The following is a 21653-nucleotide window of genomic DNA, read 5'->3' as shown; positions in this document are numbered from 1 at the left end:
GTTGCAGAGGCTGACAAGATGAGGATGCCGGGATGACCTTGACCCTAATGCTGCTTGGCCTTGGCGTGGTGGGCATGCTCGGCATGCTCTACATCGCCCTGTCCGGCCCGAGTTCGGGCAAGGCGCTGAAGCGGCGCATCGAAGCGGTCCGCGAACGGCATGGCGCGACCGGTGTCCCGGCCATCGCCAACGCGCAGATCCGCAAGCTGCTGTCGCGCAAGGACTCCAAGATGGAGTCCCTAGCGTCGAACCTGATCCCGCGGCCCGCGGTCATGCAGCTGCGGCTGGAAAAGACCGGCCGCAAGATCACGCTCGGCCGTTATGCCATGATCAACGCCGGCATCGTCGTGACGGTCGCCGGCCTGATGATGGCCCGCGGCGCTCCGGTCCTGCTGTCGCTGATGTTCGGCCTGTTCATCGGCATCGGCGTCCCGCACTTCGTGATCGGCAAGATGATCACCAAGCGGCTCAAGCTGTTCACCGCCAACTTCCCCGACGCGATCGAACTGATGGTCCGCGGCCTGCGCTCGGGCCTTCCGATCACCGAAACCCTGACCATCGTGTCGGGCGAGATCAGCGGCCCGGTGGGGATCGAATTCCGCGCCGTCAGCGACAAGATGAAGATCGGCCTGACCATGGACGCCGCGCTTCAGGAAACCGCCGATCGCCTGGGCACGCCCGAATTCCAGTTCTTCGTGATCACGCTGGCGATCCAGCGCGAGACCGGCGGCAACCTGGCCGAAACGCTTTCCAACCTTGCCGACGTGCTCCGCAAGCGCGCGCAGATGAAGCTCAAGATCAAGGCGATGAGCTCGGAAGCCAAGGCCTCGGCAATGATCGTCGGCGCCCTGCCCTTCATCGTGTTCACGATGGTCTACCTTCTGAACCCCAATTACATGGGCGGCTTCTTCACCGACGAGCGGCTGATCGTCGCCGGCCTGGGAGCCATGGTGTGGATGGGGATCGGCGTCGCGATCATGGCCAAGATGGTCAACTTCGAGATCTAGGGGCAACAAGCAGATGCAACCCGCAGCGGCCTCCGGGCCCACCCTCCTCGGCGTCGACGTCATCTGGGTCGCCACCCTCCTCACCGGGATCGCGACCCTGGCGGTGATCATCGCCATCTATGCCGCGACCACCGTGCGCGATCCGATGGCCCGCCGGGTCAAGGCGCTCAACGAACGGCGCGAGCAGCTCAAGGCGGGCATCGTCGCCTCGACCAACAAGCGCAAAAGCCTGATCAACAAGAACGAAGCGGCCGACAAGGTCCGCGGCATCCTGTCCACGTTCAAGATGATCCAGGGCAGCCAGATCCAGGACATCCAGGTCAAGCTGCTGCAGGCCGGCATCCGCACCAAGGACCTCGCCTTCTTCATCATCTTCGGCCGGCTGATCCTGCCGGTGGTGCTGGGCGGCCTCGCGATCCTTGCCGTCTACGTCTTCGACAGCTTCCCCGATTGGGGCGCGTTCAAGAAATATGCGCTGGTCGCCGGCACCCTGATCGGATCCTACAAGGCGCCCGACCTGTGGCTGAAGAACAAGATCAACAAGCGCAGCGTCGCGGTCCGCAAGGGTCTTCCCGACGCGCTCGACCTCCTGGTCATCTGCGCCGAGGCCGGTCTCACCGTCGACGCCGCGTTCAGCCGGGTCGCTCGCGAACTGGGCAAGGCCTATCCCGAACTCGGCGACGAATTCGGCCTGACCTCGATCGAACTGGGCTTCCTCAACGAGCGGCGCCAGGCGTTCGACAATCTCGCCAGCCGGGTCGACCTCGAAGCCGTGCGCGGCGTGGTCACCACCATGATTCAGACCGAGAAATACGGCACGCCGCTGGCGTCGGCACTGCGCGTCCTGTCGGCCGAATTCCGCAACGACCGCATGATGCGGGCAGAGGAAAAGGCCGCGCGCCTTCCCGCCATCATGACCGTGCCGCTGATCCTGTTCATTCTTCCGGTGCTGTTCGTGGTCATCCTTGGCCCGGCGGCCTGCTCGATCAGCGACAGCATGATCGGCGGCGGCTAAGCCTTCCCGTCCGGCGTGGGGCCCGGAGGGCGGTCGGTGGGGAACCATCGGCCGCCCTTCGTCGTAATGTCGTTACGCAACCGCACTCGCGACGACAGGGAATATCGGCATGACCAACTTCACCACCGACCAGTGGATCATCCTCGGACTGGTCTTCGTGCTTGGCTTCCTGGTCGGAGCCTGGATGACCAGCGGCGGCCGCAGCAAGTGGAAGAGCCGCTACAATGAGGAAGTGACGTCACGTAAGGCGCTGGAAGCCCGCGAAAAGGATCGCGACGCGACCTGGGCGACGCGCGAGAAGGAATTGCGGGACGAGGCGGACCGCCGCGAAGCCGCCGCCCGCGCCGCTGCGGTGGCGACCCCCGCCGGCCGCGCCGACCCGTATGTCGACGACCGCCTGCGCGACCGCCACCCCGACGACCTCAACGCGCCGCGCCGCGATCTCGACCGTGACGGCGTGCCGGACAATTACGACCGCCGCCCGCTCGACGGCGACCGCCGCTAAGTCGGACTAGCCTTCGATCCGCGAGAAATCCGCGACGCCGTGAACGGCGTTGCGGAAGCGGGCGAGGAGGTTGAGGCGACGCCGGCGCACATCCGTGTCGGCGTCGTTCACCGTCACCTGCTCGAAGAAGGCATCGATCGGTCCGCGCAGCGACGCCAGCGCCGCCATCGCGCCTCCGAAATCCTCCTCCTCGACGGCCTTGCGGGCGCGCGGCTCGGCCTCGTCGAGCACCATCACCAGCGCCCGCTCCGCCGCCGGCGCATCGGCCGGCAGGTCGGAGCCCAACGCTTGCCCCGCGACCGAGGCCGCGAGTGCGGGCGACTGGTCGATCCCGACCAGCGGGTCTTCCTCGCCGGTCTGCGGGATCGCCTGCTCTCCCGGCGACGCCATCACCCGCGGCAGGTCCCAATTCTCCTTCTTGAGGATATTGGCCGCCCGCTTGTAGCCGGCGAGCAGATTGGCTCCTTCGCCGCCTTCGACGAAGGCCTGAAGCGCCGACACGCGGGCGAGGACGCGGACAAGATCGTCCTCTCCGCCCAGCGCGAAGACCGCGTCGATCAGGTCATGGCGAACGCCCGCCTCGCGCTGCTGGACCTTCAGCCGATCCGCGAAGAAGTCGAGCAGGTCGCCCTCGGCAATCGGCAGTCGCAGCCCGTTCTCGGTGACGATCTGGATCACACCCAGCGCGGCACGGCGCAGCGCGAAGGGGTCCTTGCTGCCGGTCGGCGGCATGCCGGCACCGAAGAACTGGCGCAGCGTGTCCAGCTTGTCGGCCAACGCCACCGCCACTGTCACCGGCGCCGTCGGCACCTCGTCGCCCTGCCCGACCGGCTTGTAATGGTCGCGCACCGCCTGGGCGACGGCCTTGGGCTCGCCCTGCGCTTCGGCGAGGTAGCCGCCGATCAGGCCCTGCAATTCGGGAAATTCGCCGACCATGCCGGTGACGAGGTCGGCCTTGCTGAGCTCCGCCGCGCGGCGGGCGTGGTCGGGGTCGCAGCCGGGAACGATCGCCTCGATCGCCAGCCATTCCGCGAGGTCGGCGATGCGCCCAACGCGCTCGGCGACGGTGCCGAGTTTCTCGTGAAAGACGATGCCGGACAGCTTGGCCGCCTGCTCGTCGAGCGGGATCTTGAGGTCCTGCTCCCAGAAGAAGCGCGCGTCACTGAGCCGCGCTGCCAGCACCCGCTGGTTACCGGCGACGATCGCGGCGCCGCCGTCGCTCGCCTCGATATTGGCGGTGCAGATGAAGGCCGGGGCCAGCTCGCCGCTATCATCGCGCAGCACGAAATACTTCTGGTTGGTCCGCGCGGTCAGCTGGATGACCTCGGGCGGGACGTCGAGATAGTCGGCGTCGAACCGGCCGAGCAAAGGCACCGGCCATTCGGTCAGCCCGGCATTCTCCGCGACCAGCCCCTCGTCCTCGACCAGGGTTAGTCCGGTCTCGGCGGCCAGCCCGCGCGCGCGGTCGCGGATGATCGTCGCCCGCTCGTCGGCGTCGATGATCACGTGGCAGGCCCGCAGCTTCTCGGCATAGTCGCTCGCCCCGCCGAGCGTGATCGGGCCGGGATGGTGGAAGCGATGGCCGACCGTGGTCGCGCCGCTGGTGAGGCCCTCGACCTCGACCGGCACGATCGCGTCACCCAGCAGCGCGACGATGCCCTGCAACGGTCGCACCCAGCGCAAGGAGGCATTGCTCGCCGATGCCGCGCCCCAGCGCATCGACTTGGGCCACGGGAAATTGCGGATGATCCGCTCGATCGCCCCGCCCAGCACCGCAGCGCTCGGCTGGCCCGGCTTGTCGATCACCGCGAAATAGACGCCGTCGCGGTCGACGAGCTGATCCTGCGTCAGCCCGGTCTTGCGCAGGAAGCCTTCCAGCGCCTGCGGCGGCGCCGACGAACGCGGGCCCTTCAGCTCCTCGCTGACCGCCGCCGTCGCCAGCGGCAGCCCACGCGCGATCAGCCCCAGCCGCCGCGGGGTCGCGAAGGTCTCGATCTCCTCCGCCTCGAGCCCGGCCTTGGCCAGCTCCTCGGCGAACATCCGCGCCAGGTCGTTGCGCGCCCGCGCCTGCATCCGCGCCGGAATTTCTTCCGACAACAGTTCGAGCAGGAAGTCCGCGCGGCTCACTTGGCCGACTCCAGCCAGGCGCCGCACGCGGCCTTGGCCAGGTCGCGGACCCGGCCGATATAGGCCTGCCGCTCGGCGACTGAGATCACCCCGCGCGCCTGCAGCGTGTTGAAGATGTGGCTGGCCTTGATCGCCTGCTCATAGGCGGGGATCGCAAGCTTGCGCTCCAGGCAGTTCTGGCATTCCTCGGCTGCCTTGCGGAAGGCATCGAACAGCCGCTCGGTCCCGGCGACCTCGAAATTCCACTCGCTCATCTGCTTTTCGTTGGCGAGGAAGACGTCGCCATAGGTCGCCTGCCAGCCGCCCGGGCCGGGGCTGTTGAACTTGAGGTCGTAGACGTCGTCGACGCCCTGGATGTACATCGCCAGCCGTTCCAGCCCGTAGGTCAGTTCGCCCGCGACCGGCGAGCAGTCGAACCCGCCGACCTGCTGGAAATAGGTGAACTGGGTCACCTCCATCCCGTCGCACCAGACTTCCCAGCCAAGGCCCCAGGCGCCGAGCGTCGGGCTCTCCCAATCGTCCTCGACGAAGCGGATGTCGTGCGCCGTGACGTCGATCCCGATCGCGGTCAGGCTGTCGAGATACAGCTGCTGGAGGTTGGGCGGGCTCGGCTTCAGCATCACCTGATACTGGTAATAAGCGCCCAGCCGGTTGGGATTCTCGCCATAGCGGCCGTCGGTCGGGCGACGGCAGGGCTGGACGTAGGCGCAGTTCCACGGATCGGGGCCGAGCGCGCGCAACACGGTGGCCGGGTGGAAGGTGCCGGCGCCCATTTCCAGGTCATAGGGCTGAAGGATCAGGCAGCCCTTCTCCGACCAGTAGCGGTGAAGGGTCAGGATCAGGTCCTGGAAGCTGAGGGGCGCAGGCGCGGTCATGGGGCGGGGCCATAGGACGGAGCTTGGCAGCGGGGCAAGCGGCTCCCACATGAGGGGCCAAGCGGATAGGAGCGTGGGTTTGCAACTGAACTGGTTTCGCAAGGGCTTGGCTGCCCTCGGCCTTGCTGCGCTCGGGTCGGGGCCGGCTTCCGCCCAGGCCCTCGCCGAGCCCCGACCCGCGTTGTGGAAGGTCGCCGACCGCGACACCACCGTCTACCTGTTCGGCACCATTCACCTGCTTCCGCAGGGCGCGCGCTGGGTCAGCCCGGTGCTGGAGCGTGCCGCCGACGATTCGCAGGGCCTGGTGCTGGAGACGATCGTCGACACCGCCAATCCGGCCGCGTTCGCCGCGACCATGATGAAGCTTGCGACCTCGCCCGGCCTGCCGCCGGTGCTCGACCGGGTGCCACGGGACAAACGGGCCGCGCTCGCCACCGCCATCGCCAAGAGCCGGATGGCCCCCGCCTCGCTCGACCGGATGGAGACCTGGGCGGTCGCGCTGGCGCTGTTGGGCCCGCAGTTCGGGGCGATGGACCTCAAGCATGAGGAAGGCGTCGAGTCCAAGCTCAAGGCCCGCTTCGCCGCGGCCGGCAAGCCGATCGGCCAGCTCGAGACCAACGAGGAGCAGTTGCGCTTCTTCGACCTGCTGCCCGAAAGCGCCCAGCAATCGCTACTGCTCGGCACGCTCGAAAGTCCGGCCGCGGTCAGCAAGCAATTCGACGCCATGCTGAGCGCCTGGGCGCGCGGCGACGTCGCCGCCATCGGCCGCAGCTTCAATGCCGAGATGGACAGCAATCCGGCGCTTGCCGACCTGCTGCTGAAGCAGCGCAACGCCAACTGGACGCGGTGGATCGAAACCCGGATGGGCCAGCCCGGCACGGTGATGGTGGCGGTTGGCGCGGGCCATCTGGCGGGCGCGGACTCGGTCCAGGCGATGCTTGCCAAGCGTGGCCTGAAAGTCACTCGTATCCAGTGATTTCCTCACGCCTTCCAAGGCGTTGACAGGAGTCCGCAGGCTGGCGACACTCCCCCTCTACACTGAGGGCCGGGGGGTCGTCGATGGATCGGATGGGCTGGGCCCCGCGCGCCCGGCATGTGCTGCTGGCCCTGGCGGGGCTGACGCTGCTGACTGCAAGCCCTTCATCCGCTCGGCCCGAATATCCCACCACCCTTCCCCATGACGAGGCCAGCTGCGCCCGCCCCTCGCTATGGGTGGTCAGCGACGCCGACACCACCATCTACCTGTTCGGCACCATCCACACCCACGATGGCCGCACCCACTGGTTCGACCACGCCGTGCGCCTCGCCTTCGACGCCAGTTCGACGTTGGTGCTGGAAACCCTGATCCCGACCGAACCGCCCAGGCCCGTCGCCGCCCCGCAGGGGTCGGGCCTGTCGCTGGCCAAGGCGACCGTCCAGTCGGCCCGGCAAGCAGGCCTCAGCGTCCAGTTCGGCGCGGACATGGTGCTTGCCCGCGCCGCCGATGCCGACGGCAAGCCGATCATCGGCCTCGAAAGCTTCGACGAGCAGCTGCGCATGTACCAGTCGCTGCCCTCGCCGGCCCGGCCGGCCGCCGCCGCCGCTGCCGTGGCCCCGCCCCCGCATCCCGAACAGTCGCTCGCGCCTTACCTCAGGACCATGGTCGACGGCTGGAACCGCGGGGATTCGCGCCCGATCGAAGCCGTGGTCGGAGCGGTCCGGACCCAATCGCCGCAAGCCTATCGCCGCCTGTTCACCGATCGCAACACGGCCTGGGCGCAGTGGATCGCGCAGCGGCTGGAGCAACCGGGGACGGTGTTCGTGGCGGTCGGCACCGGCCATCTCGTCGGCAGCGATAGCGTGCAGGCAAAGCTCGCGGCGGCGGGCATTCGCAGCGGTCGCATCAACTAGCCGCGACAAGCACCACTGACTTTCTGTCAGGGTCGCTTGACACAGAAAGCGAATCGCCATAGTCAAGCAGACCTGACAACAAGTCAGCCTAACTTGACAGGCCATCCATGACGTACCGCACCCGCATCAGTCCCAGAGACACCACGCTCGACCTGTCGACGCCGACGCTGCGGATGCTGACCATTTTCGCGCTTGTCGCCTATCCCGTCGGCGCCATCCTGAAGCTGGCGCCTGGCCCGACCGGCGGCATCACCGATTTTGTCGGAGGCCTCCTGAGGGTCGCCGCGCTGGCCGCGATGATAACGGTGGCGAGCTCGACCCTGGCCAGGATCGTGGTCGGCGGAAGGCGTGAAAAGCTTGACGAATTCCAGGCCGGGCTGCGGCTGTCGGCCATGTCCAAGGCGTACACCGCCCTGTCTGCCTTGGTCTGCGCCGCGACGGTCTACGCTTATCTGGCGACCGATCTCAGGCTCCCGATGCCGGCCAGTGCCGAGGCCTGGCAGCAGCTCTGCATCGGGATCATGCTCGCGATCCTGATCCTCCCGGCCACCTTCCTGGTCTGGTCGCCTGCGATCGGCGTGGACGAACGGGACGAGGAGGAAGGATGAACAATCGCCTCCGTGTCCTGCGTGCCGAACGCGGCTGGAGCCAGGCCGAGCTCGCCTCGCATCTCGACGTCTCGCGCCAAGCGGTGAACGCGATCGAGACCGGCAAGTACGACCCCTCGCTTCCCCTCGCCTTCAAACTCGCGCGGCTGTTCGAGCAGCCGATCGAGCAGATCTTTTCCGATGAGGACCACCAATGACCGAGCTTGCCGCCGCCACCGTCACCGCCGACACGCCCTCGCGCCTGTCGCTGCCGGTCCGGCTCGTCCTGCTGGTGCTGGCGGCGATCGCGCTGGTGTTCAGCGTCGGCCTGATCGCCGGGATCGTGGTCGCCTCGTTCGAACAGAGTCTGCTCAAGCCGCGCGGCGCCGCCCTGCTGGCCGGCGCGGTGATCGCTGCCACCGCACTCGGCTGGTCCTGCTGGAAGCTAAGCGCGCATTGGCGGCGCTCCGGGCGAAGTGCCTATGAGAAGCGCTACAGCAAGATGATGTGGGTCCTGTTCGCGGCGGGAATGCCGATTGGCGTGCTGATCGGATTCGCTGGCGACGGGCAGCCGGGTACGTCGCTGTTCAGCAATGGCCCGCTCGATCCACGCCTCGCGGCCGTCGCGGCGGTGGGGCTGGTGGTGACGCTGGCCGGCACCCTAGTCCTCTATCATCGCTCGATCGACGACCACGAACAGCAGGCTTACCTGTGGGCCAACAGCCTCGCCTTCTACTTCCTGGCGCTCGCACTGCCCGCCGCCTGGCTACTCGCCCGCGGCGGCCTGATCGGTGCGATCGGGATCGGCAGCGTCATGCTGATCCTGCTTGCCGCCTTCTGCATCAACTTCGCGGTCTGGGCCTGGCTCAAATACCGCTGACTTTTTTCACGCCATCAATCAGTTCAAGGGAGAAACCACCATGTTGAAGCTGTTCCGTTCGATCCTTTTCGGCACCGCGCTCGGCCTTTCCGCGCCGTCGCTGGCCCAGACCGCCGCCGCCCCGGCCCCGGCCGCCACACTGCCCGATACCGATCCCGCCCTGTGGATGGTCAAGGACGCCGACACCACCGTCTACCTGTTCGGCACCTTCCACGCGCTCGACGGCAAGACCGACTGGTTCAACGACGAGGTCCGCTCGGCGTTCGACCGCTCGGGCAAGGTGTATCTGGAAATCATCCAGCCCGATCCCGCCGCGGTCGGGCCCCTGATGCAGAAGTATGCGATCGCCACCGACGGCAAGCCGCTGACCTCCAAGCTCAGCGACAAGGGCAAGAAGGACTTCGCCGCAGCGCTTGCCGAGCTCGGCGCGCCTCCCACCGCGTTCGACCAGTTCAAGCCCTTCTTCGCCTCAATGATGCTGTCGGTGCTGCAGGCGCAGAAGCTGGGCAAGACCGGTGAGCAGGGCGCCGAGGCGATCATCACCAAGGCCGCCAAGGCAGCGGGCAAGCCGGTCGACCAGCTCGAGACGCTCGAGTTCCAGATGAGCATGTTCGACAGCCTTCCCGAGGCCGACCAGATCAAGCTGCTGGAGCATGGCGCGGCGACGATGAAAGACACGCCGGCGCTGTTCGCCCGCATGACCAAGTTGTGGAACGACGGCGACGCCGAGGGCTTCGCCGCCCTCATCAATGAGATGCAGAGCCAGAGCCCGGCGCTACACGAGATGCTGCTCGCCCGCCGCAACGCGACCTGGGCCAAGTGGATCGAAAACCAGATGAAGACGCCCGGCACCGTGTTCGTCGCGGTCGGCGCGGGCCATCTGGCGGGCAAGGACAGCGTTCAGGACTATCTCGCCAAGACCGGCATCAAGACCGCGCGGGTCAAGTACTGAGCTGGACACGGGCCGGGGTGAGCAAGGCTCTGGTCTCGGGCGAAGTCGGGGCACGTTCTTCGACTTCGCCCGGGACGAACGGCCCTTCGCGCGCTAGGACCCGGCCATGAGGATCATCGCCGGCAAGTGGCGGAGCAGGGTCATCGCCGCTCCGCCGACGCCCTCCACCCGTCCCACCGCCGACCGGACCCGCGAGACTTTGTTCTCGATGCTGGCGAGCCGGATCGGCAGCCTCGAGGAACTGGCGGTCGCCGATCTGTTCGCCGGCAGCGGCGCACTGGCGTTCGAGGCCCTGTCACGCGGCGCTGGCGGGGCGACGTTGGTCGAAACCGATGCGGCGGCGCGCAAGACCATCCTTGCCAATGCCGCCGCGCTCGGGGTCGAGGTCAAGCTCCTCGCCGGCTCGGCACTCAGGCTGCCCCCGGTCACAACCCCCTTCGACCTCGTGTTTGCCGACCCGCCCTATGCGGCCGGTTCGGGCGATGCGGTGCGCGACGCGGTCGAGCAGGCCGGATGGCTGGCCCCGGGCGGCTGGCTGGCGATCGAAACCGCGAGGGGCGAAAAGGTCGCTCCCGGCAGGCTCCGCCTCGATGCCGAGCGCGACACCGGCCCAGCCCGGATCACCCTGTTGCAGGGCTGAGCCGGCCCAGCCTCACTTCTTGTCGGCAGCGCCCTCGACGGTCTTCTTGCCGGCGTTGAATTCCTTCAGCAGGCGCGCGCCGATCGCGGCGGCGGCAGCCTTGCCGGCCTTTTTCGCGCTGTCCGCCGACTTCACCGTCGCGGGATTGCGGGCACCCGCTTCCGCGATCGCTGCAACCGCGGCCAGCGCACCGGCCGCCAGCAGTTCCGACACCAAGGGGTGATCGGCCAGCTTCGACAGCGCTTCCAGCGGATGGGCGCGCGAGCCCTCGGCGCCATCGCCCTTCTTGCCCTTGCCGGGCTTCTTGATCTTTTCCGCCTTGGCCTTCTTCGGCTTGTTCGCCGCGGGCTCGTCGCCCTTGCGGACCTTGGTCGTCTTCTTGTCCTTGGCCATGGCTTGTCCCTGTTCCGTTACGGCAGACGTCGCATATCGGCATCCGTGTAGGGCACCGCAAGCGCGCAGGCGGTCGCCGCTTCCGAATCGAGCCAGGTCGGGACGTCGCTCGTGCGCAGCATCACCGGCATCGCCTTGGGGTGGACCGCCCCCACCACCGCATTGGGCTCGCAGGTCAGGAACGCCATGTAGGGCACTCCGCCCTCGCCCGGCCGCCACAGGCCGGCAAAGGCAAACAGCGGGTCATGCTCCTCGTGCAGCCCGAACCAGACCTTGCGCTTGGACCCCTTTTCCCCCTCCCATTCGCAGAAGCGGGTGACCGGCACCACGCAGCGCCGGTCGGGCCGGTTGAGCGCGCTGCGCCAGAACGGGCTGGCAAGGTTGCGGATGTTGGTCACCGGCCGCCCCCTGGCCGCTGCGGGCCCGGGAAAGCCCCATTCCATGATGTCGAGCTTGAGCGCCCCGCCCTCCGCCCGGCGAAGCACGGGCGCCGGCTTGCCCGGGTAGATCTCGCTGAACGGCGGAAGGTTGTCGCGCTCGCCCTCGAACGGCCCGAACAGCTTCTTCATCTCGTCGACGCTGGCGGTCATGGAATAAAGATTGCACATCGATAGCCTCGCCTCGTCGGACCCAAAAACTCGTTTCGCCGTTAACTGCTTATCTCTCGCTTAACCCGGTCGACCATTGCCGCCTCGTTCAGGTTGGATGGTCCAGAACAGTTCTAGCGAAACCGCAACGATAAACAGGAGAATGACGATGCGGAACATGATGATGGCGGTCGCTGCCGCAGGCCTGACCGTCCCCGCCGCGACGCTGACCGTCGCGGCCCCGGCCGAGGCCCAGCGCTATTACAACGGCAAGACCTGGTACGATGGCCAGGGCCGTGTCCGCTGCCGCCGCAACAACGGCACCACCGGCCTGCTGGTCGGCGCCGCCGGCGGCGCTTTGATCGGTCGTGCGATCGACACCCAGGGCAGCCGCGCAACCGGCACCATCATCGGTGCCGCCGCCGGTGCGCTGATCGGCCGCGAGGTCGAGCGCAGCCGCAAGCGCTACGTCTGCCGCTAAGCTCCGGTCGCCTGCCACGGCAGGCACAAGCTTAGTGTATTGACACAATAGGACACCTCCCTGTAGCCTTCTTGGCAACAGGGAGGTGTTTCTATGTATAGCCAGAATGATCTCGACGACGCGGTCGCGTCCGGCGCGATCACGCCCGAAGCGGCGACGTCGCTCCGTGCGTTCGTCGACCAGCAGCGCAAGTCGCCGGCCGTCGACGAGGAGCATTTCCGGCTGATCACCGGCTTCAACGACATCTTCGTCTCGATTGCGGCCGCCATCCTGCTATTCGCGGTGGGCTGGATCGGTCAGAGCATCGGCCAGAACCTCGGCCTGGTGATCGATGGCGAAGGCCCCTCGTTCCTCGCCCCCGCGCTGATCGCCAGCACGGCCTGGGGCCTTGCGCTGTTCTTCACCGCCCGCCGCCGCATGGCGCTGCCCTCGATCCTGCTGCTGCTGGCCTTTGTCGGCGGAACGGTGGCGAGCGTCGGCTTCCTGCTGATCATGCTGTTCGCCAACAACGACCTGGAAGCGACCCAGCAGACCTGGACCGCGGGCCTGATCGGGGCCGCCGCCGCCTCGACCGGTGCGCTTGCCGCCTTTGTCCACTGGAAGCGGTTCCGCGTTCCGATCACCGTCGCCGCCGGTGCCGCCTCGGTCGCAGGCATTGCCGTCGCCCTGATCGCCGCGTCGATCGGCGACACGCCGAGCACCCCCAACATCATCCTTGCCGTCGTGCTGGTGCTGGGCCTCTGCGTGTTCCTCTACGCGATGCGCTGGGACAGTTCGGACCCGTCGCGCATCACCCGCCGCTCGGACGTCGCCTTCTGGCTCCACCTGCTGGCCGCGCCGATGATCGTCCACCCGGTCTTCACCCTGCTCGGGCTCAACGACGGCGACGCGACGGTCGGCGAGGGCCTGGTCGTGATCGCCATCTATGTCGTGCTCGGCATCGCCGCGCTGGCGATCGACCGCCGCGCACTGCTCGTCTCGGCGCTGGCCTACGTGCTGTTCGCCTTGAACGAACTGTTCGAGCAGTTCGGCGCGGTCAGCCTCAACATCGCCCTGACGGCGCTGGTGATCGGCTCGGCCCTGCTGCTGCTGTCGGCCTTCTGGCACCAGGCCCGCGCCGCAGTGGTCAGCCGCCTGCCCGGCAGCCTTCGCGGCCACCTGCCGAGCCTCAGTCCTCAACCAGCCTGAGCAGTCGCCGCTCGAGCGGGGCGAGGATGCCTTGGAGCTCCCCGCCCCGCTTGAGCACGGCGCCATGTTCCCCGACCAATGCCCACGCCCCTTGCTTCAGCCGAAGCGAGGGGCGTTTCTCGATTCGGATCTCGGGCCGCTCGGCGGTCCGGCGAAAGGCGGCGAAGCTGGCGAGGTCGGGCGCGAACTGCATCGCATAGTCGCGCCAATGCCCGGCCGCGACCATCCGCCCATAGAGATCGAGGATGCGCAGCAATTCCTGGCGGTCGAAGGTGGCAACGGCTTTCCGGTCGGGACGCACCGGAAAGGGCGTAACGCTGCTCACGAAGCCTTGCTCTCCGGCAAGGCCTCACCCCGCGTCCGCAGCGATTTCAGCTCGGCCCGCAGTTCCGCCAGTTCCTCCTCCAGCGTGTTCAACCGGGCGCGCAGGGGATCGACGTCCTCGCCGCACGGCGTGCCGTAGGGGATGAAGCCGGGGCTGTAATGCACCAGGTCGACCGGCACCGGTCGCGCCGGGATGCCGACCACGGTGGTCCGCGGCAGCACGTCCTTGGTCACTACCGCATTGGCCCCGACCCGGCCGCCTTCGCCGACCACGATCGGGCCCAGCACCTGCGCGCCCGATCCGATCACCACCCCGTCCTCCAGGGTCGGATGGCGCTTGCCGCCGACCCCGGTCGACGGATTGGTCCCGCCCAGAGTGACGTTCTGGTAGATGGTGACATTGTCGCCGATCAGCGCGGTTTCGCCGATCACGGTGAAACCATGGTCGATGAAGAAGTTGCGGCCGATGGTCGCGCCGGGATGGATGTCGATCCCGGTCACCATCCGGCTCCAGTGATTGACCAGCCGCGCCAGCCAGAACAGCCGGCCGTCCCACAGCCAGTGCGCGACACGATGGTAAAGCAGCGCCCATGCGCCTGGGTAGAGGATCACGTCCCACCGGCTGCGTGCGGCGGGATCCCGCTCCTTCACGCTGTCGAGGTAATCAAGAAGGGCGAAACGCAAGCAGGGATCCCCGGGACGTGGCTGTTCGGCGTGAATGTATGTCCTCCCGGCCCGGTTGCAAAGGCAGGCGCGCTCCTGCCCTCTAGGCGCACCCGCCGCTCCCGTGCATGGGGATTCCGTCAACAGGGGAAAGGTCGACGCCGATTTTAGCCGAGCTTGCCGCCGATCCGTCGGTCCTCCTTCCCTTCATCCTGATCGGCTTTGCCGCGCAGCTGATCGATGGCGCGCTCGGCATGGCCTATGGCGTGATCAGTTCGACCCTACTGGTCGGGATGGGGGTTCCGCCCAAGATCGCCAGCGCCGGCGTCCACACCGCCGAAATCTTCACCACCGGGATCAGCGCGGCGAACCACATCGCCCATCGCAACGTCGACTGGCGCCTGTTCCTGCGGATCGTGATCCCCGGCGCCATCGGCGGCGCGCTTGGCGCCTACGTGCTCAGCAACATCCACGCCGATGTCGCCCGGCCGGTGGTCCTCGCCTATCTCGCCGCGCTCGGCCTGATCCTGCTGTGGCGGGGCTGGACTCACCGCCATGTGATCCGCCCCGCCCGCGTAGTGGAGCCGCTCGGCCTCGTCGGCGGTTTCCTTGATGCCGCTGGCGGCGGTGGCTGGGGTCCGGTGGTGACCTCCAACCTGATGGTCCAGGGGACCGAGCCGCGGTTCACCATCGGCACCGTCAACACCGCCGAATTCTTCGTCACGCTGACCATCTCGGCGACCTTCCTTTTTACCATCGGCTGGGAAGCCTTCAGCACCGCGATCATCGGCCTGCTGATCGGCGGAGTCCTCGCCGCGCCGCTGGGTGCGATCATCGCCAAGCGGGTCGAGGCGGACAAGCTGCTGGTGCTGGTCGGCGCCGTCCTGACCGCGACCAGCGCCTGGGGGCTTTGGCGGCTGCTCGCCTAACGAGACGGCTCCCTTGGCGGATCGGTGGCGTTTTGGGCGCTAAACGCCTAAGGGCTGGCCCATGCATTTCCTTGACCAGGCCAAGATCTTCGTCCGTTCGGGCGCGGGTGGCCCCGGCGCGGTTTCTTTCCGGCGCGAAAAATACATCGAATATGGCGGACCCGACGGCGGCAACGGCGGCAAGGGCGGCGACATCGTGTTCGAAGCGGTGCCCGGCCTCAACACGCTGATCGACTTTCGCTACACCCAGCACTTCCGGGCCCCGCGCGGCAAGGGCGGTTCGGGCTCCAACCGGTTCGGTGCCTATGGCGACGACCTCGTGATCAAGGTGCCCGTTGGAACCCAGATCCTAGCCGACGACGAGGAGCGAACCCTGCTTGCCGACCTCACCACCGAGGGCGAGCGGCTGGTGTTCCTGCGTGGCGGCGACGGCGGACGCGGTAATGCGACCTACAAGACCTCGACCAACCGCGCCCCGCGCCAGCACCAGAAGGGCTGGCCGGGCGAGGAGATGTTCGTCTGGCTGCGGCTGAAGCTGCTTGCCGACGTCGGCCTGGTCGGACTTCCCAACGCCGGAAAATCGACCTTCATCAATGCCGTCACCAACGCCGACGCCAAGGTTGGCGCCTACGCCTTCACCACCCTGCGCCCGCAGCTCGGCGTGGTGCGTCACCGCGACCGTGAGTTCGTGGTGGCCGACATCCCTGGCCTGATCGAGGGCGCGGCGGACGGCGCTGGGATCGGCGACCGCTTTCTTGGCCATATCGAGCGCACCCGCGTCCTGCTCCACCTGATCGATTGCCAGGACGCGGATGTCGCGACCAGCTACCGGATCGTCCGCGACGAGCTCGACAATTACGGTGCCGGGCTGGAGGACAAGGCGGTGGTGCTGGCCTTGAACAAGGTCGACACGATCGATGCCGAGCTGGTCGAGGCACTGACCGCCGAACTGACCGAGGCGAGCGGCCTGCCGGTGCTCGCGCTGTCGGCGGCCGGCGAGATCGGCCTCGAAGCGGTGCTGGATGCCCTTTCGGAGCATCTCGACCGCCGCGATGACGACGATGACGCGGAGGCCGACCTGAGCGGCGACGAGGAATCCGCCGCAAAGGCCTGGTCGCCGCTGTGAAACTCGCCATCACCGGCGGCACTGGTTTCGTCGGAGGTCGCCTGCTCGGGCTTGCGGTCGAGCAGGGGCATGAGGTGATGGCCCTCACCCGCCGCTCCCAGAACGAGCGGCGCGGGGTGACCTGGGTCCAGGGGGCGCTCGACAATCGCCTCGCGCTGCAGCGGCTGGTCGATCACGCCGATGCGGTGATCCACGTCGCAGGGGTGATCAGCGCCCCCGACGCCGCCGGATTTGAAAAAGGCAACGTCACCGGCACCCTCGGCCTGCTCGCCGCCGCGACCGCATCGGGGGTGCACCGCTTCGTCCATGTCTCCAGCCTCGCCGCGCGTGAGCCAAAGCTCTCGCTCTACGGCGCCTCCAAGGCCCGAAGCGAAGAACTGGTTCAGCGCAGCGGCCTCGACTGGGCGATCGTTCGCCCGCCCGCCGTCTACGGCCCCGGTGACCAGGAGACGCTCGACCTCTTCAAGGCTGCGCGGCTCGGGCTGGTCCCGCTTCCGCCCAAGGGCCGGATCAGCCTGATCCACGCGGACGACCTGTCGCGGCTGCTGCTGGCGCTTGCCGCCGACGATGCACCGGCCAAGCTGTTGGTCGAACCCGACGACGGCCGCGAAGGCGGCTGGACCCACCGCGAATTCGCCGAGGCGCTCGCCTCCGCCCAGGACCGCCGCGCCCTTTCGCTGTCGGTGCCGGCCAGCCTCGTACGCTTCGGTGCCAGGGTCGATGGCCTGCTGCGCCGGGGCAAGGCCAAGCTGACCCCCGACCGCGCCGCTTATTTCTGCCACCCCGACTGGACGGTCGACCCTGACAGGCGTCCGCCGGCGAGCCTGTGGCAGCCGCAGGTGCCGACCCCGGCCGGTTTGAGGCAGACGGCAGACTGGTACGAGCAGCAAGGCTGGCTGTAGTGCCCCGGTGGCGTCAGCCCTTGGCCTTGTACCCCGCGACGGCGCCCAGAAGGAACGTGGTGAGCAGGGCGAGGCTGACCTTTCCGCTGGGATCCTGCCATCCGAAATAGGTCGGTCCGACGAGGAACAGGCCAAGGAAGATGGCAGTCGCGAGATAGGACATGAACACGCTCCCGTTGCCGGCTGCCAGTGATGGCGGACCGCCGCACTCTCATCCCTAATGCTTGCTAGAGTCTTATCCCTTGTCCATAGGCCGCTTGTCAAAACGCCTTCGGGCAGGCGGGAGAAGACCATGAAGGCGCGGGTTCTGGTGACGTTGAAGCCTGGCGTGCTCGATCCGCAGGGCAAGGCGATCCACCATGCGCTGGAAGGCCTCGGCTTCGGCGGTGTCAACGACGTGCGCGCGGGCAAGCTGATCGAGCTGGACCTCGACGATGGCACCGACGATGCCGCGATCGAGGACATGTGCCGCAAGCTGCTCGCCAACACGGTGATCGAGAATTTCCGTATCGAGCGGCTCGGCTGATGCGGACCGCGGTTCTGGTCTTTCCCGGCTCCAATTGCGACCGCGACCTCGCCGTCGCTCTCGAGCGCGCGACCGGGCAGCGGCCCGAAATGGTCTGGCACCGCGAGACCGCCCTGCCTGCCGGACTCGACCTGATCGGCGTTCCCGGCGGATTTTCCTATGGGGACTATCTCCGCTCGGGCGCGATGGCGGCGCGGTCGCCGATCATGCAGGCCGTAATCGAGGAAGCCGGCAAGGGCCGCCCGGTGCTCGGCATCTGCAACGGCTTCCAGGTGCTGACCGAAGCGGGGCTGCTGCCCGGCGCGCTGATGCGCAACGCCAACCTGACCTTCGTCTGCCGCGACGCCGACCTGACCGTCGCCAACAACCGCACTCCGTTCACGGGCGCCTATGCCGAGGGCGAAGCGATCCGGATCCCGGTCGCGCATCATGACGGCAACTATCAGGCCGACGCCGAGACGCTTGCCCGGGTCGAGGGCAATGGCCAGGTCGTCTTTCGCTATTCCTGCACGGTGAATGGATCGGCCAACGAGATTGCCGGGATCGTCAACGAACGCGGCAACGTGCTCGGCATGATGCCCCACCCCGAGCGGGCGGCGGAACCGGCACATGGCAATGAGGACGGGCGGCGGCTGTTCGACAGCCTGATGGGCGCGCTGGCGACCGCTTAACGCGCCTTGGGCGTGACTTCCTTGCAGCCCGCCACGGCGGGCGGCATCGCGCACATGTAGATCCGGTCGGGCCCGGGCTCGTCGATCACCACCATCCGCCGCTCCAGCGTCATGGGATCGGTCAGGATCAGGATCTTCGCCGCCTGGGCAGGCGTTGCGGTTAATCCCAGGAAAGCGAGCGAAAAGCCGAGAAAAACGCGCATAAACACCCCTGTCTTGCTTGGGTAATACGCGCTCCTCGCAGTGAATGAAAGATGAATACTTGAGCCCGGTCGCTCCCGGCCCTAGCGACAGTTCAACGCGCCCGTAGCTCAGCTGGATAGAGCACGTGCCTTCTAAGCTCGTGGTCGCAGGTTCGAGTCCTGCCGGGCGCGCCATTTGCTTGTGAGGCTGCAGTATACTTGCGCCTCTGTTGCAAGCGCTTGCGCCTCTTTTAGCGGTGATCTCTGGTGGGAAACGGAACGGCAGGTCTTGGGTGAGGATTGCGGATAACGGACGTCCGTTAATGCGGGTCCAAGCGGCGGCTTCGCGCCCATGTGCGACGTAGCAGAGGCTCTCGAACGCTCCTTTAAGCCGACGCTACCGAGGCGCGGCTTGAGTAAGCCTGAAACCCGTAGCCACTCCAGCTTCGTTCGGGTGCTGGAGGATCTGACATGAACTTCGATCTCGTAATCATCGGCTCGGGGACCGCTGCCATGGTCGCCGCCTTTCGTGTCCGCGCTGCGGGGTGGAGCGTCGCGATCGTCGATGAGAAGCCATTCGGCGGTACCTGCGCCTTACGAGGCTGTGACCCGAAGAAGATGCTCGTTGCCGGTGTCGAGGTGGTCGACGCGCAGCGGCGGGTGCAGGGACACGGCGTCGCCGGGAAGATACACATTGATTGGGCGGAGCTGATCCGCTTCAAACGGACGTTCACCGACCCGATCCCGGAGAAGCATCAGCAGCGGTACGACGATAAGGGTATCGCCACCTTTCGTAGCCGCGCGCGGTTCGTCGGTCCTAACACCCTCGCGATCAACGACACAGAGGTTCAAGCTCGCCACGTCGTGATCGCCTCGGGTGCAAAGCCAATGCATCTCGGAATATCAGGCGAAGAACATCTCATCGACAACGAGGGCTTCCTCCAGCTGGAGCGGCTGCCGGACCGTATCGTCCTCGTGGGCGGCGGCTACATTGCTGCCGAATTCTCCCACATCGCTGCTCGAGCAGGCGCCGCCGTCACCATCCTGCAGCGCGGTCCGCGTCTCCTGCCACAGTTCGAGCCGGAACTCGTCGGCTGGCTGATGGAAGCGTTCGAAACCATCGGCGTGAATGTGCGCACCAACACCGAAGTCATAGCTATCGAGGAGAACGGAGGATCGTTCATCGTACACACCCGGGTCGGAGACGAGAGCGGCGCCGTGCACGCTGACCTGGTGGTGCACGCGGCCGGCCGCACGCCTGCTTTGGAGCAGTTGGACCTCCCGGCCGGTGGAGTGGCGGCAGAGAGCGGCCGTCTCCTTTTGAACGAGTATCTGCAGAGCGTCAGCAATCCATCGGTGTACGCCGCCGGCGACGCCGCTCAGTGGGGCCCGCCGCTAACCCCCGTCTCGAGTCACGATGCGAAGGTGGTCGCGGCGAACCTCCTGGACGGCAACCACAGCACGCCCAACTACGCTGGCGTTCCGAGCGTCGCATTCACCCTGCCGCCGATCGCCTCCGTCGGCGTCACCGAAGCGCAAGCGCGTGAGGCGGGCCTGCGCTTCCAGCTGAAGACAGAGAGGACTTCGGATTGGTACACCGCGAGGCGTGTTGCGGAGCAAGTCTATGGCTACAAGGCGCTTGTCGAGGAAGGAACGGGGCGGATCTTGGGTGCACATTTGGTGGGGCCCCATGCCGATGAGGTAATCAACCTGTTCGGCCTCGCTATCCGACATGGGCTTACTGCCGACGACCTGAAGTCGACGATGTTCGCCTACCCCACTGGGGCCTCAGACATCGGCTACATGCTCTGACGCCCCAAGGGGAATGGACGTGACCGCGTCGCGCTACGTCCTGTGGATCAACCCGCCGGCTCTTGCTCGATCATATCGATGACGGCGCAGTGGGGCACGTGATCGCCAGAGCAGCGGTTTATGGCCGAGGCGAGCAGCTCCTCCAAGCGCGCGAGATCCACCATTTTGCGGCGCACAATCGCAAGATGTTGCGAGGCGATCTCCCGCACCTCGTCGCAACATGCGTCAGTCGGGCCCCCAAGGGCGAGGATCCCGCGCACCTCGTCCGGAGTAAAACCAAGTTCGCGGGCTCGCCGGATGAACCCCAGCGCCCGCAGATGGTCGTCACCATAGATCCGGTGACCGCCCTCGGTGCGGGGCGGGGACGCCACCAGTCCCACCTTTTCGAAGTAGCGTATCGTCTCGATGTTCACGCCCGTCCTGCGGGAGAGCTGGCCGATCGTGAAACTCGCCATCAGATGTCGCTTGATCCTGTAGTGACTACAGGATGCATATAGCAGGGAATCGGCTTGGAGAAGAAACCTTGAGTACGGAACACACGATGCGCCCGGGGGTCGATGACGGCTCGGCCATTAGGACGAACGCGGATCGGGGCGTGGCAGCGCTGGGGACCATGGCGAGCCTTGCAGCCCTGTTCTCAGCGGCTGCCTGTTGCATCCTGCCGCTCGGGCTTGCGGCAATCGGCGTCGGTTCGGCCGGCCTTTCGTCCTTCGTGCCATTCCACTGGCCTCTGACGATCGCCGCGATTGTCGCGGTCGCCGCAGGATGGATCGTGCATCTCCGCAAGCGCCAAGCGTGCGCGCGGGATGCCACCTGCATGACACCGCCGCCGGCGAAGAGCACCTTCATTCTCCTCTCCGTGGCGACCGTTTTCGTGACGATCTCGGCGTGCTGGGGTTTCATAGAGGCGCCGCTCATGCGGATGCTCGGAGGCGCGTGATGCAGCTGAGCTCGACCCTCACCTGTCCGAAGTGCGGCGGAGTTTCCACGGAGACGATGCCCACAGACGCATGCCAATTTTTCTATGACTGCAAGCATTGTGGCGAGGTGCTCCGCCCGCTCAAAGGGGACTGTTGCGTCTTCTGTTCCTATGCAGACGTGCCTTGTCCCCCGATCCAGGAAGCTCGGGAGACGGGCGCCAGTTCTTCCTGCTGTTCAGGCTGAGCCTCGGCAGGCGATTCTGACCGTGCGTAGCGACCTGATCAGCTGCGGATGAACAGGTTCTTCAGCCAGAGCGGGCCGGCGCGGCCGGCGCGCCGATCGGCCTCCTCCTTGGCGGCCCTCCCGGTGTAGCCGCGAGGATCGAACAGCTTTATGCGCGCCTTCGCAGGCGTTCAGATCGCGGGGACGAGGGTCAGTCCTCACCTGAACAGGCTGTGCGCTGGGCGAAG

Annotated in this window: 29 protein-coding genes and 1 tRNA gene; 21 read left to right on the top strand and 9 right to left on the bottom strand. The window is 66.9% G+C overall.

Translation table 11 applies throughout. From position 1 onward, the window contains the following. Nucleotides 1-32: 32 nt before the first annotated feature. From GGQ97_RS07255 to GGQ97_RS07245, 3 genes are all read left to right on the top strand, one after another. Complete coding sequence (locus GGQ97_RS07255; RefSeq protein WP_168068323.1) at nt 33-1007, top strand: type II secretion system F family protein; 975 nt, start codon at nt 33-35, stop codon at nt 1005-1007. 13 nt (nt 1008-1020) lie between these two features. Beyond that, nucleotides 1021-2022: a type II secretion system F family protein gene (locus tag GGQ97_RS07250; protein WP_168068321.1), complete on the top strand. Its 1002-nt coding sequence runs from the start codon at nt 1021-1023 to the stop codon at nt 2020-2022. A gap of 109 nt (nt 2023-2131) precedes the next feature. Beyond that, nucleotides 2132-2527 (top strand): hypothetical protein, encoded by a 396-nt coding sequence (locus GGQ97_RS07245; protein WP_168068319.1) that lies wholly within the window; start codon nt 2132-2134, stop codon nt 2525-2527. Nucleotides 2528-2533: 6 nt separating this feature from the next. Here the strand turns inward: GGQ97_RS07245 and glyS are convergent, their stop codons facing one another. Both glyS and GGQ97_RS07235 read right to left on the bottom strand, forming a co-directional pair. Beyond that, entirely contained in the window at nt 2534-4654 is a 2121-nt protein-coding gene (glyS, locus tag GGQ97_RS07240; protein ID WP_168068318.1) for a glycine--tRNA ligase subunit beta, read from the bottom strand. Continuing rightward, nucleotides 4651-5529: a glycine--tRNA ligase subunit alpha gene (locus GGQ97_RS07235; RefSeq protein ID WP_209022806.1), complete on the bottom strand. Its 879-nt coding sequence runs from the start codon at nt 5527-5529 to the stop codon at nt 4651-4653. Before GGQ97_RS07235 ends, glyS begins: the two co-directional genes overlap by 4 nt. A 79-nt stretch (nt 5530-5608) precedes the next feature. Between GGQ97_RS07235 and GGQ97_RS07230 the strand changes: the two genes are divergently transcribed. The 7 genes from GGQ97_RS07230 (at nt 5609) to rsmD (ending at nt 10478) form a co-directional block, all read left to right on the top strand. Next, nucleotides 5609-6505 (top strand): TraB/GumN family protein, encoded by an 897-nt coding sequence (locus tag GGQ97_RS07230; protein WP_245197907.1) that lies wholly within the window; start codon nt 5609-5611, stop codon nt 6503-6505. Between the two features lie 83 nt (nt 6506-6588). Continuing rightward, the gene (locus GGQ97_RS07225; RefSeq protein ID WP_168068314.1) at nt 6589-7419 is read left to right on the top strand and encodes a TraB/GumN family protein; all 831 of its coding nucleotides are present in this window, start codon (nt 6589-6591) and stop codon (nt 7417-7419) included. Nucleotides 7420-7526: 107 nt separating this feature from the next. Continuing rightward, complete coding sequence (locus GGQ97_RS07220) at nt 7527-8027, top strand: hypothetical protein (protein ID WP_168068312.1); 501 nt, start codon at nt 7527-7529, stop codon at nt 8025-8027. After that, the gene (locus GGQ97_RS07215) at nt 8024-8224 is read left to right on the top strand and encodes a helix-turn-helix transcriptional regulator (protein ID WP_168068310.1); all 201 of its coding nucleotides are present in this window, start codon (nt 8024-8026) and stop codon (nt 8222-8224) included. Before GGQ97_RS07220 ends, GGQ97_RS07215 begins: the two co-directional genes overlap by 4 nt. Further along, on the top strand, nt 8221-8886 hold the full coding sequence (locus GGQ97_RS07210) for a hypothetical protein (protein WP_168068308.1): 666 nt from the start codon (nt 8221-8223) through the stop codon (nt 8884-8886). Before GGQ97_RS07215 ends, GGQ97_RS07210 begins: the two co-directional genes overlap by 4 nt. Nucleotides 8887-8926: 40 nt before the next feature. Next, nucleotides 8927-9838 carry a TraB/GumN family protein gene (locus GGQ97_RS07205; RefSeq protein WP_168068307.1) on the top strand — a complete coding sequence of 304 codons (912 nt, stop codon included), beginning with the start codon at nt 8927-8929 and terminating at the stop codon, nt 9836-9838. 106 nt (nt 9839-9944) lie between these two features. After that, complete coding sequence (gene rsmD, locus GGQ97_RS07200; protein ID WP_168068305.1) at nt 9945-10478, top strand: 16S rRNA (guanine(966)-N(2))-methyltransferase RsmD; 534 nt, start codon at nt 9945-9947, stop codon at nt 10476-10478. A 12-nt stretch (nt 10479-10490) separates the two neighbouring features. Here rsmD and GGQ97_RS07195 read toward each other — a convergent pair whose 3' ends face one another. Both GGQ97_RS07195 and GGQ97_RS07190 read right to left on the bottom strand, forming a co-directional pair. Next, nucleotides 10491-10871 carry a hypothetical protein gene (locus tag GGQ97_RS07195; RefSeq protein WP_168068303.1) on the bottom strand — a complete coding sequence of 127 codons (381 nt, stop codon included), beginning with the start codon at nt 10869-10871 and terminating at the stop codon, nt 10491-10493. 17 nt (nt 10872-10888) lie between these two features. After that, complete coding sequence (locus GGQ97_RS07190; protein WP_168068302.1) at nt 10889-11479, bottom strand: SOS response-associated peptidase; 591 nt, start codon at nt 11477-11479, stop codon at nt 10889-10891. A 148-nt stretch (nt 11480-11627) separates the two neighbouring features. Here GGQ97_RS07190 and GGQ97_RS07185 point away from each other — a divergent pair, with 148 nt between their 5' ends. Both GGQ97_RS07185 and GGQ97_RS07180 read left to right on the top strand, forming a co-directional pair. Further along, entirely contained in the window at nt 11628-11939 is a 312-nt protein-coding gene (locus GGQ97_RS07185; protein WP_168068301.1) for a glycine zipper 2TM domain-containing protein, read from the top strand. A gap of 93 nt (nt 11940-12032) precedes the next feature. Continuing rightward, complete coding sequence (locus tag GGQ97_RS07180) at nt 12033-13127, top strand: hypothetical protein (RefSeq protein WP_168068300.1); 1095 nt, start codon at nt 12033-12035, stop codon at nt 13125-13127. On the opposite strand, the gene GGQ97_RS07175 is transcribed toward GGQ97_RS07180, so the two are convergent. Continuing rightward, nucleotides 13108-13452, bottom strand: coding sequence for a DUF2794 domain-containing protein (locus GGQ97_RS07175; RefSeq protein ID WP_168068299.1), 345 nt, complete (start codon nt 13450-13452; stop codon nt 13108-13110). The genes GGQ97_RS07180 and GGQ97_RS07175 overlap by 20 nt on opposite strands. Continuing rightward, on the bottom strand, nt 13449-14135 hold the full coding sequence (gene epsC, locus GGQ97_RS07170; RefSeq protein ID WP_168068298.1) for a serine O-acetyltransferase EpsC: 687 nt from the start codon (nt 14133-14135) through the stop codon (nt 13449-13451). Before epsC ends, GGQ97_RS07175 begins: the two co-directional genes overlap by 4 nt. Nucleotides 14136-14278: 143 nt before the next feature. Here epsC and GGQ97_RS07165 point away from each other — a divergent pair, with 143 nt between their 5' ends. The 3 genes from GGQ97_RS07165 (at nt 14279) to GGQ97_RS07155 (ending at nt 17071) form a co-directional block, all read left to right on the top strand. After that, nucleotides 14279-15043, top strand: a complete 765-nt coding sequence (locus GGQ97_RS07165) for a sulfite exporter TauE/SafE family protein (RefSeq protein WP_425338731.1) — start codon at nt 14279-14281, stop codon at nt 15041-15043. Nucleotides 15044-15104: 61 nt separating this feature from the next. Continuing rightward, entirely contained in the window at nt 15105-16169 is a 1065-nt protein-coding gene (gene obgE, locus GGQ97_RS07160; RefSeq protein ID WP_168068296.1) for a GTPase ObgE, read from the top strand. Continuing rightward, a complete protein-coding gene (locus GGQ97_RS07155) occupies nt 16166-17071 on the top strand; it encodes an NAD-dependent epimerase/dehydratase family protein (RefSeq protein ID WP_168068295.1) in 906 nt (301 codons plus the stop codon). Before obgE ends, GGQ97_RS07155 begins: the two co-directional genes overlap by 4 nt. 13 nt (nt 17072-17084) lie before the next feature. Here GGQ97_RS07155 and GGQ97_RS07150 read toward each other — a convergent pair whose 3' ends face one another. After that, entirely contained in the window at nt 17085-17234 is a 150-nt protein-coding gene (locus GGQ97_RS07150) for a hypothetical protein (protein ID WP_168068294.1), read from the bottom strand. Nucleotides 17235-17363: 129 nt separating this feature from the next. Here GGQ97_RS07150 and purS point away from each other — a divergent pair, with 129 nt between their 5' ends. After that, complete coding sequence (purS, locus tag GGQ97_RS07145) at nt 17364-17597, top strand: phosphoribosylformylglycinamidine synthase subunit PurS (protein WP_168068293.1); 234 nt, start codon at nt 17364-17366, stop codon at nt 17595-17597. Beyond that, on the top strand, nt 17597-18268 hold the full coding sequence (gene purQ, locus GGQ97_RS07140) for a phosphoribosylformylglycinamidine synthase subunit PurQ (protein WP_168068292.1): 672 nt from the start codon (nt 17597-17599) through the stop codon (nt 18266-18268). Before purS ends, purQ begins: the two co-directional genes overlap by 1 nt. Here the strand turns inward: purQ and GGQ97_RS07135 are convergent. Beyond that, nucleotides 18265-18471 carry a hypothetical protein gene (locus GGQ97_RS07135; protein WP_168068291.1) on the bottom strand — a complete coding sequence of 69 codons (207 nt, stop codon included), beginning with the start codon at nt 18469-18471 and terminating at the stop codon, nt 18265-18267. The two genes, purQ and GGQ97_RS07135, sit on opposite strands and share 4 nt — an antisense overlap. A 97-nt stretch (nt 18472-18568) precedes the next feature. On the opposite strand from GGQ97_RS07135, the gene GGQ97_RS07130 reads away from it, so the two are divergent. Further along, nucleotides 18569-18645: transfer RNA gene (locus GGQ97_RS07130), tRNA-Arg, on the top strand. Between the two features lie 276 nt (nt 18646-18921). Beyond that, complete coding sequence (locus GGQ97_RS07125) at nt 18922-20262, top strand: dihydrolipoyl dehydrogenase family protein (protein ID WP_168068290.1); 1341 nt, start codon at nt 18922-18924, stop codon at nt 20260-20262. Between the two features lie 47 nt (nt 20263-20309). Here GGQ97_RS07125 and GGQ97_RS07120 read toward each other — a convergent pair whose 3' ends face one another. Continuing rightward, nucleotides 20310-20717 carry a MerR family transcriptional regulator gene (locus GGQ97_RS07120; RefSeq protein WP_168068289.1) on the bottom strand — a complete coding sequence of 136 codons (408 nt, stop codon included), beginning with the start codon at nt 20715-20717 and terminating at the stop codon, nt 20310-20312. 158 nt (nt 20718-20875) lie between these two features. Between GGQ97_RS07120 and GGQ97_RS07115 the strand changes: the two genes are divergently transcribed. Together GGQ97_RS07115 and GGQ97_RS14530 are read left to right on the top strand one after the other, a co-directional pair. After that, a complete protein-coding gene (locus GGQ97_RS07115; RefSeq protein ID WP_245197906.1) occupies nt 20876-21202 on the top strand; it encodes a hypothetical protein in 327 nt (108 codons plus the stop codon). Continuing rightward, nucleotides 21202-21426 (top strand): GDCCVxC domain-containing (seleno)protein, encoded by a 225-nt coding sequence (locus tag GGQ97_RS14530; protein WP_168068288.1) that lies wholly within the window; start codon nt 21202-21204, stop codon nt 21424-21426. The genes GGQ97_RS07115 and GGQ97_RS14530 overlap by 1 nt, the downstream gene beginning before the upstream one ends. Nucleotides 21427-21653: the final 227 nt, after the last annotated feature.

This window comes from Sphingomonas kaistensis (assembly GCF_011927725.1).
Classification (GTDB): domain Bacteria; phylum Pseudomonadota; class Alphaproteobacteria; order Sphingomonadales; family Sphingomonadaceae; genus Sphingomicrobium; species Sphingomicrobium kaistense.
This window is presented reverse-complemented; position numbering and strand designations above follow the sequence as displayed.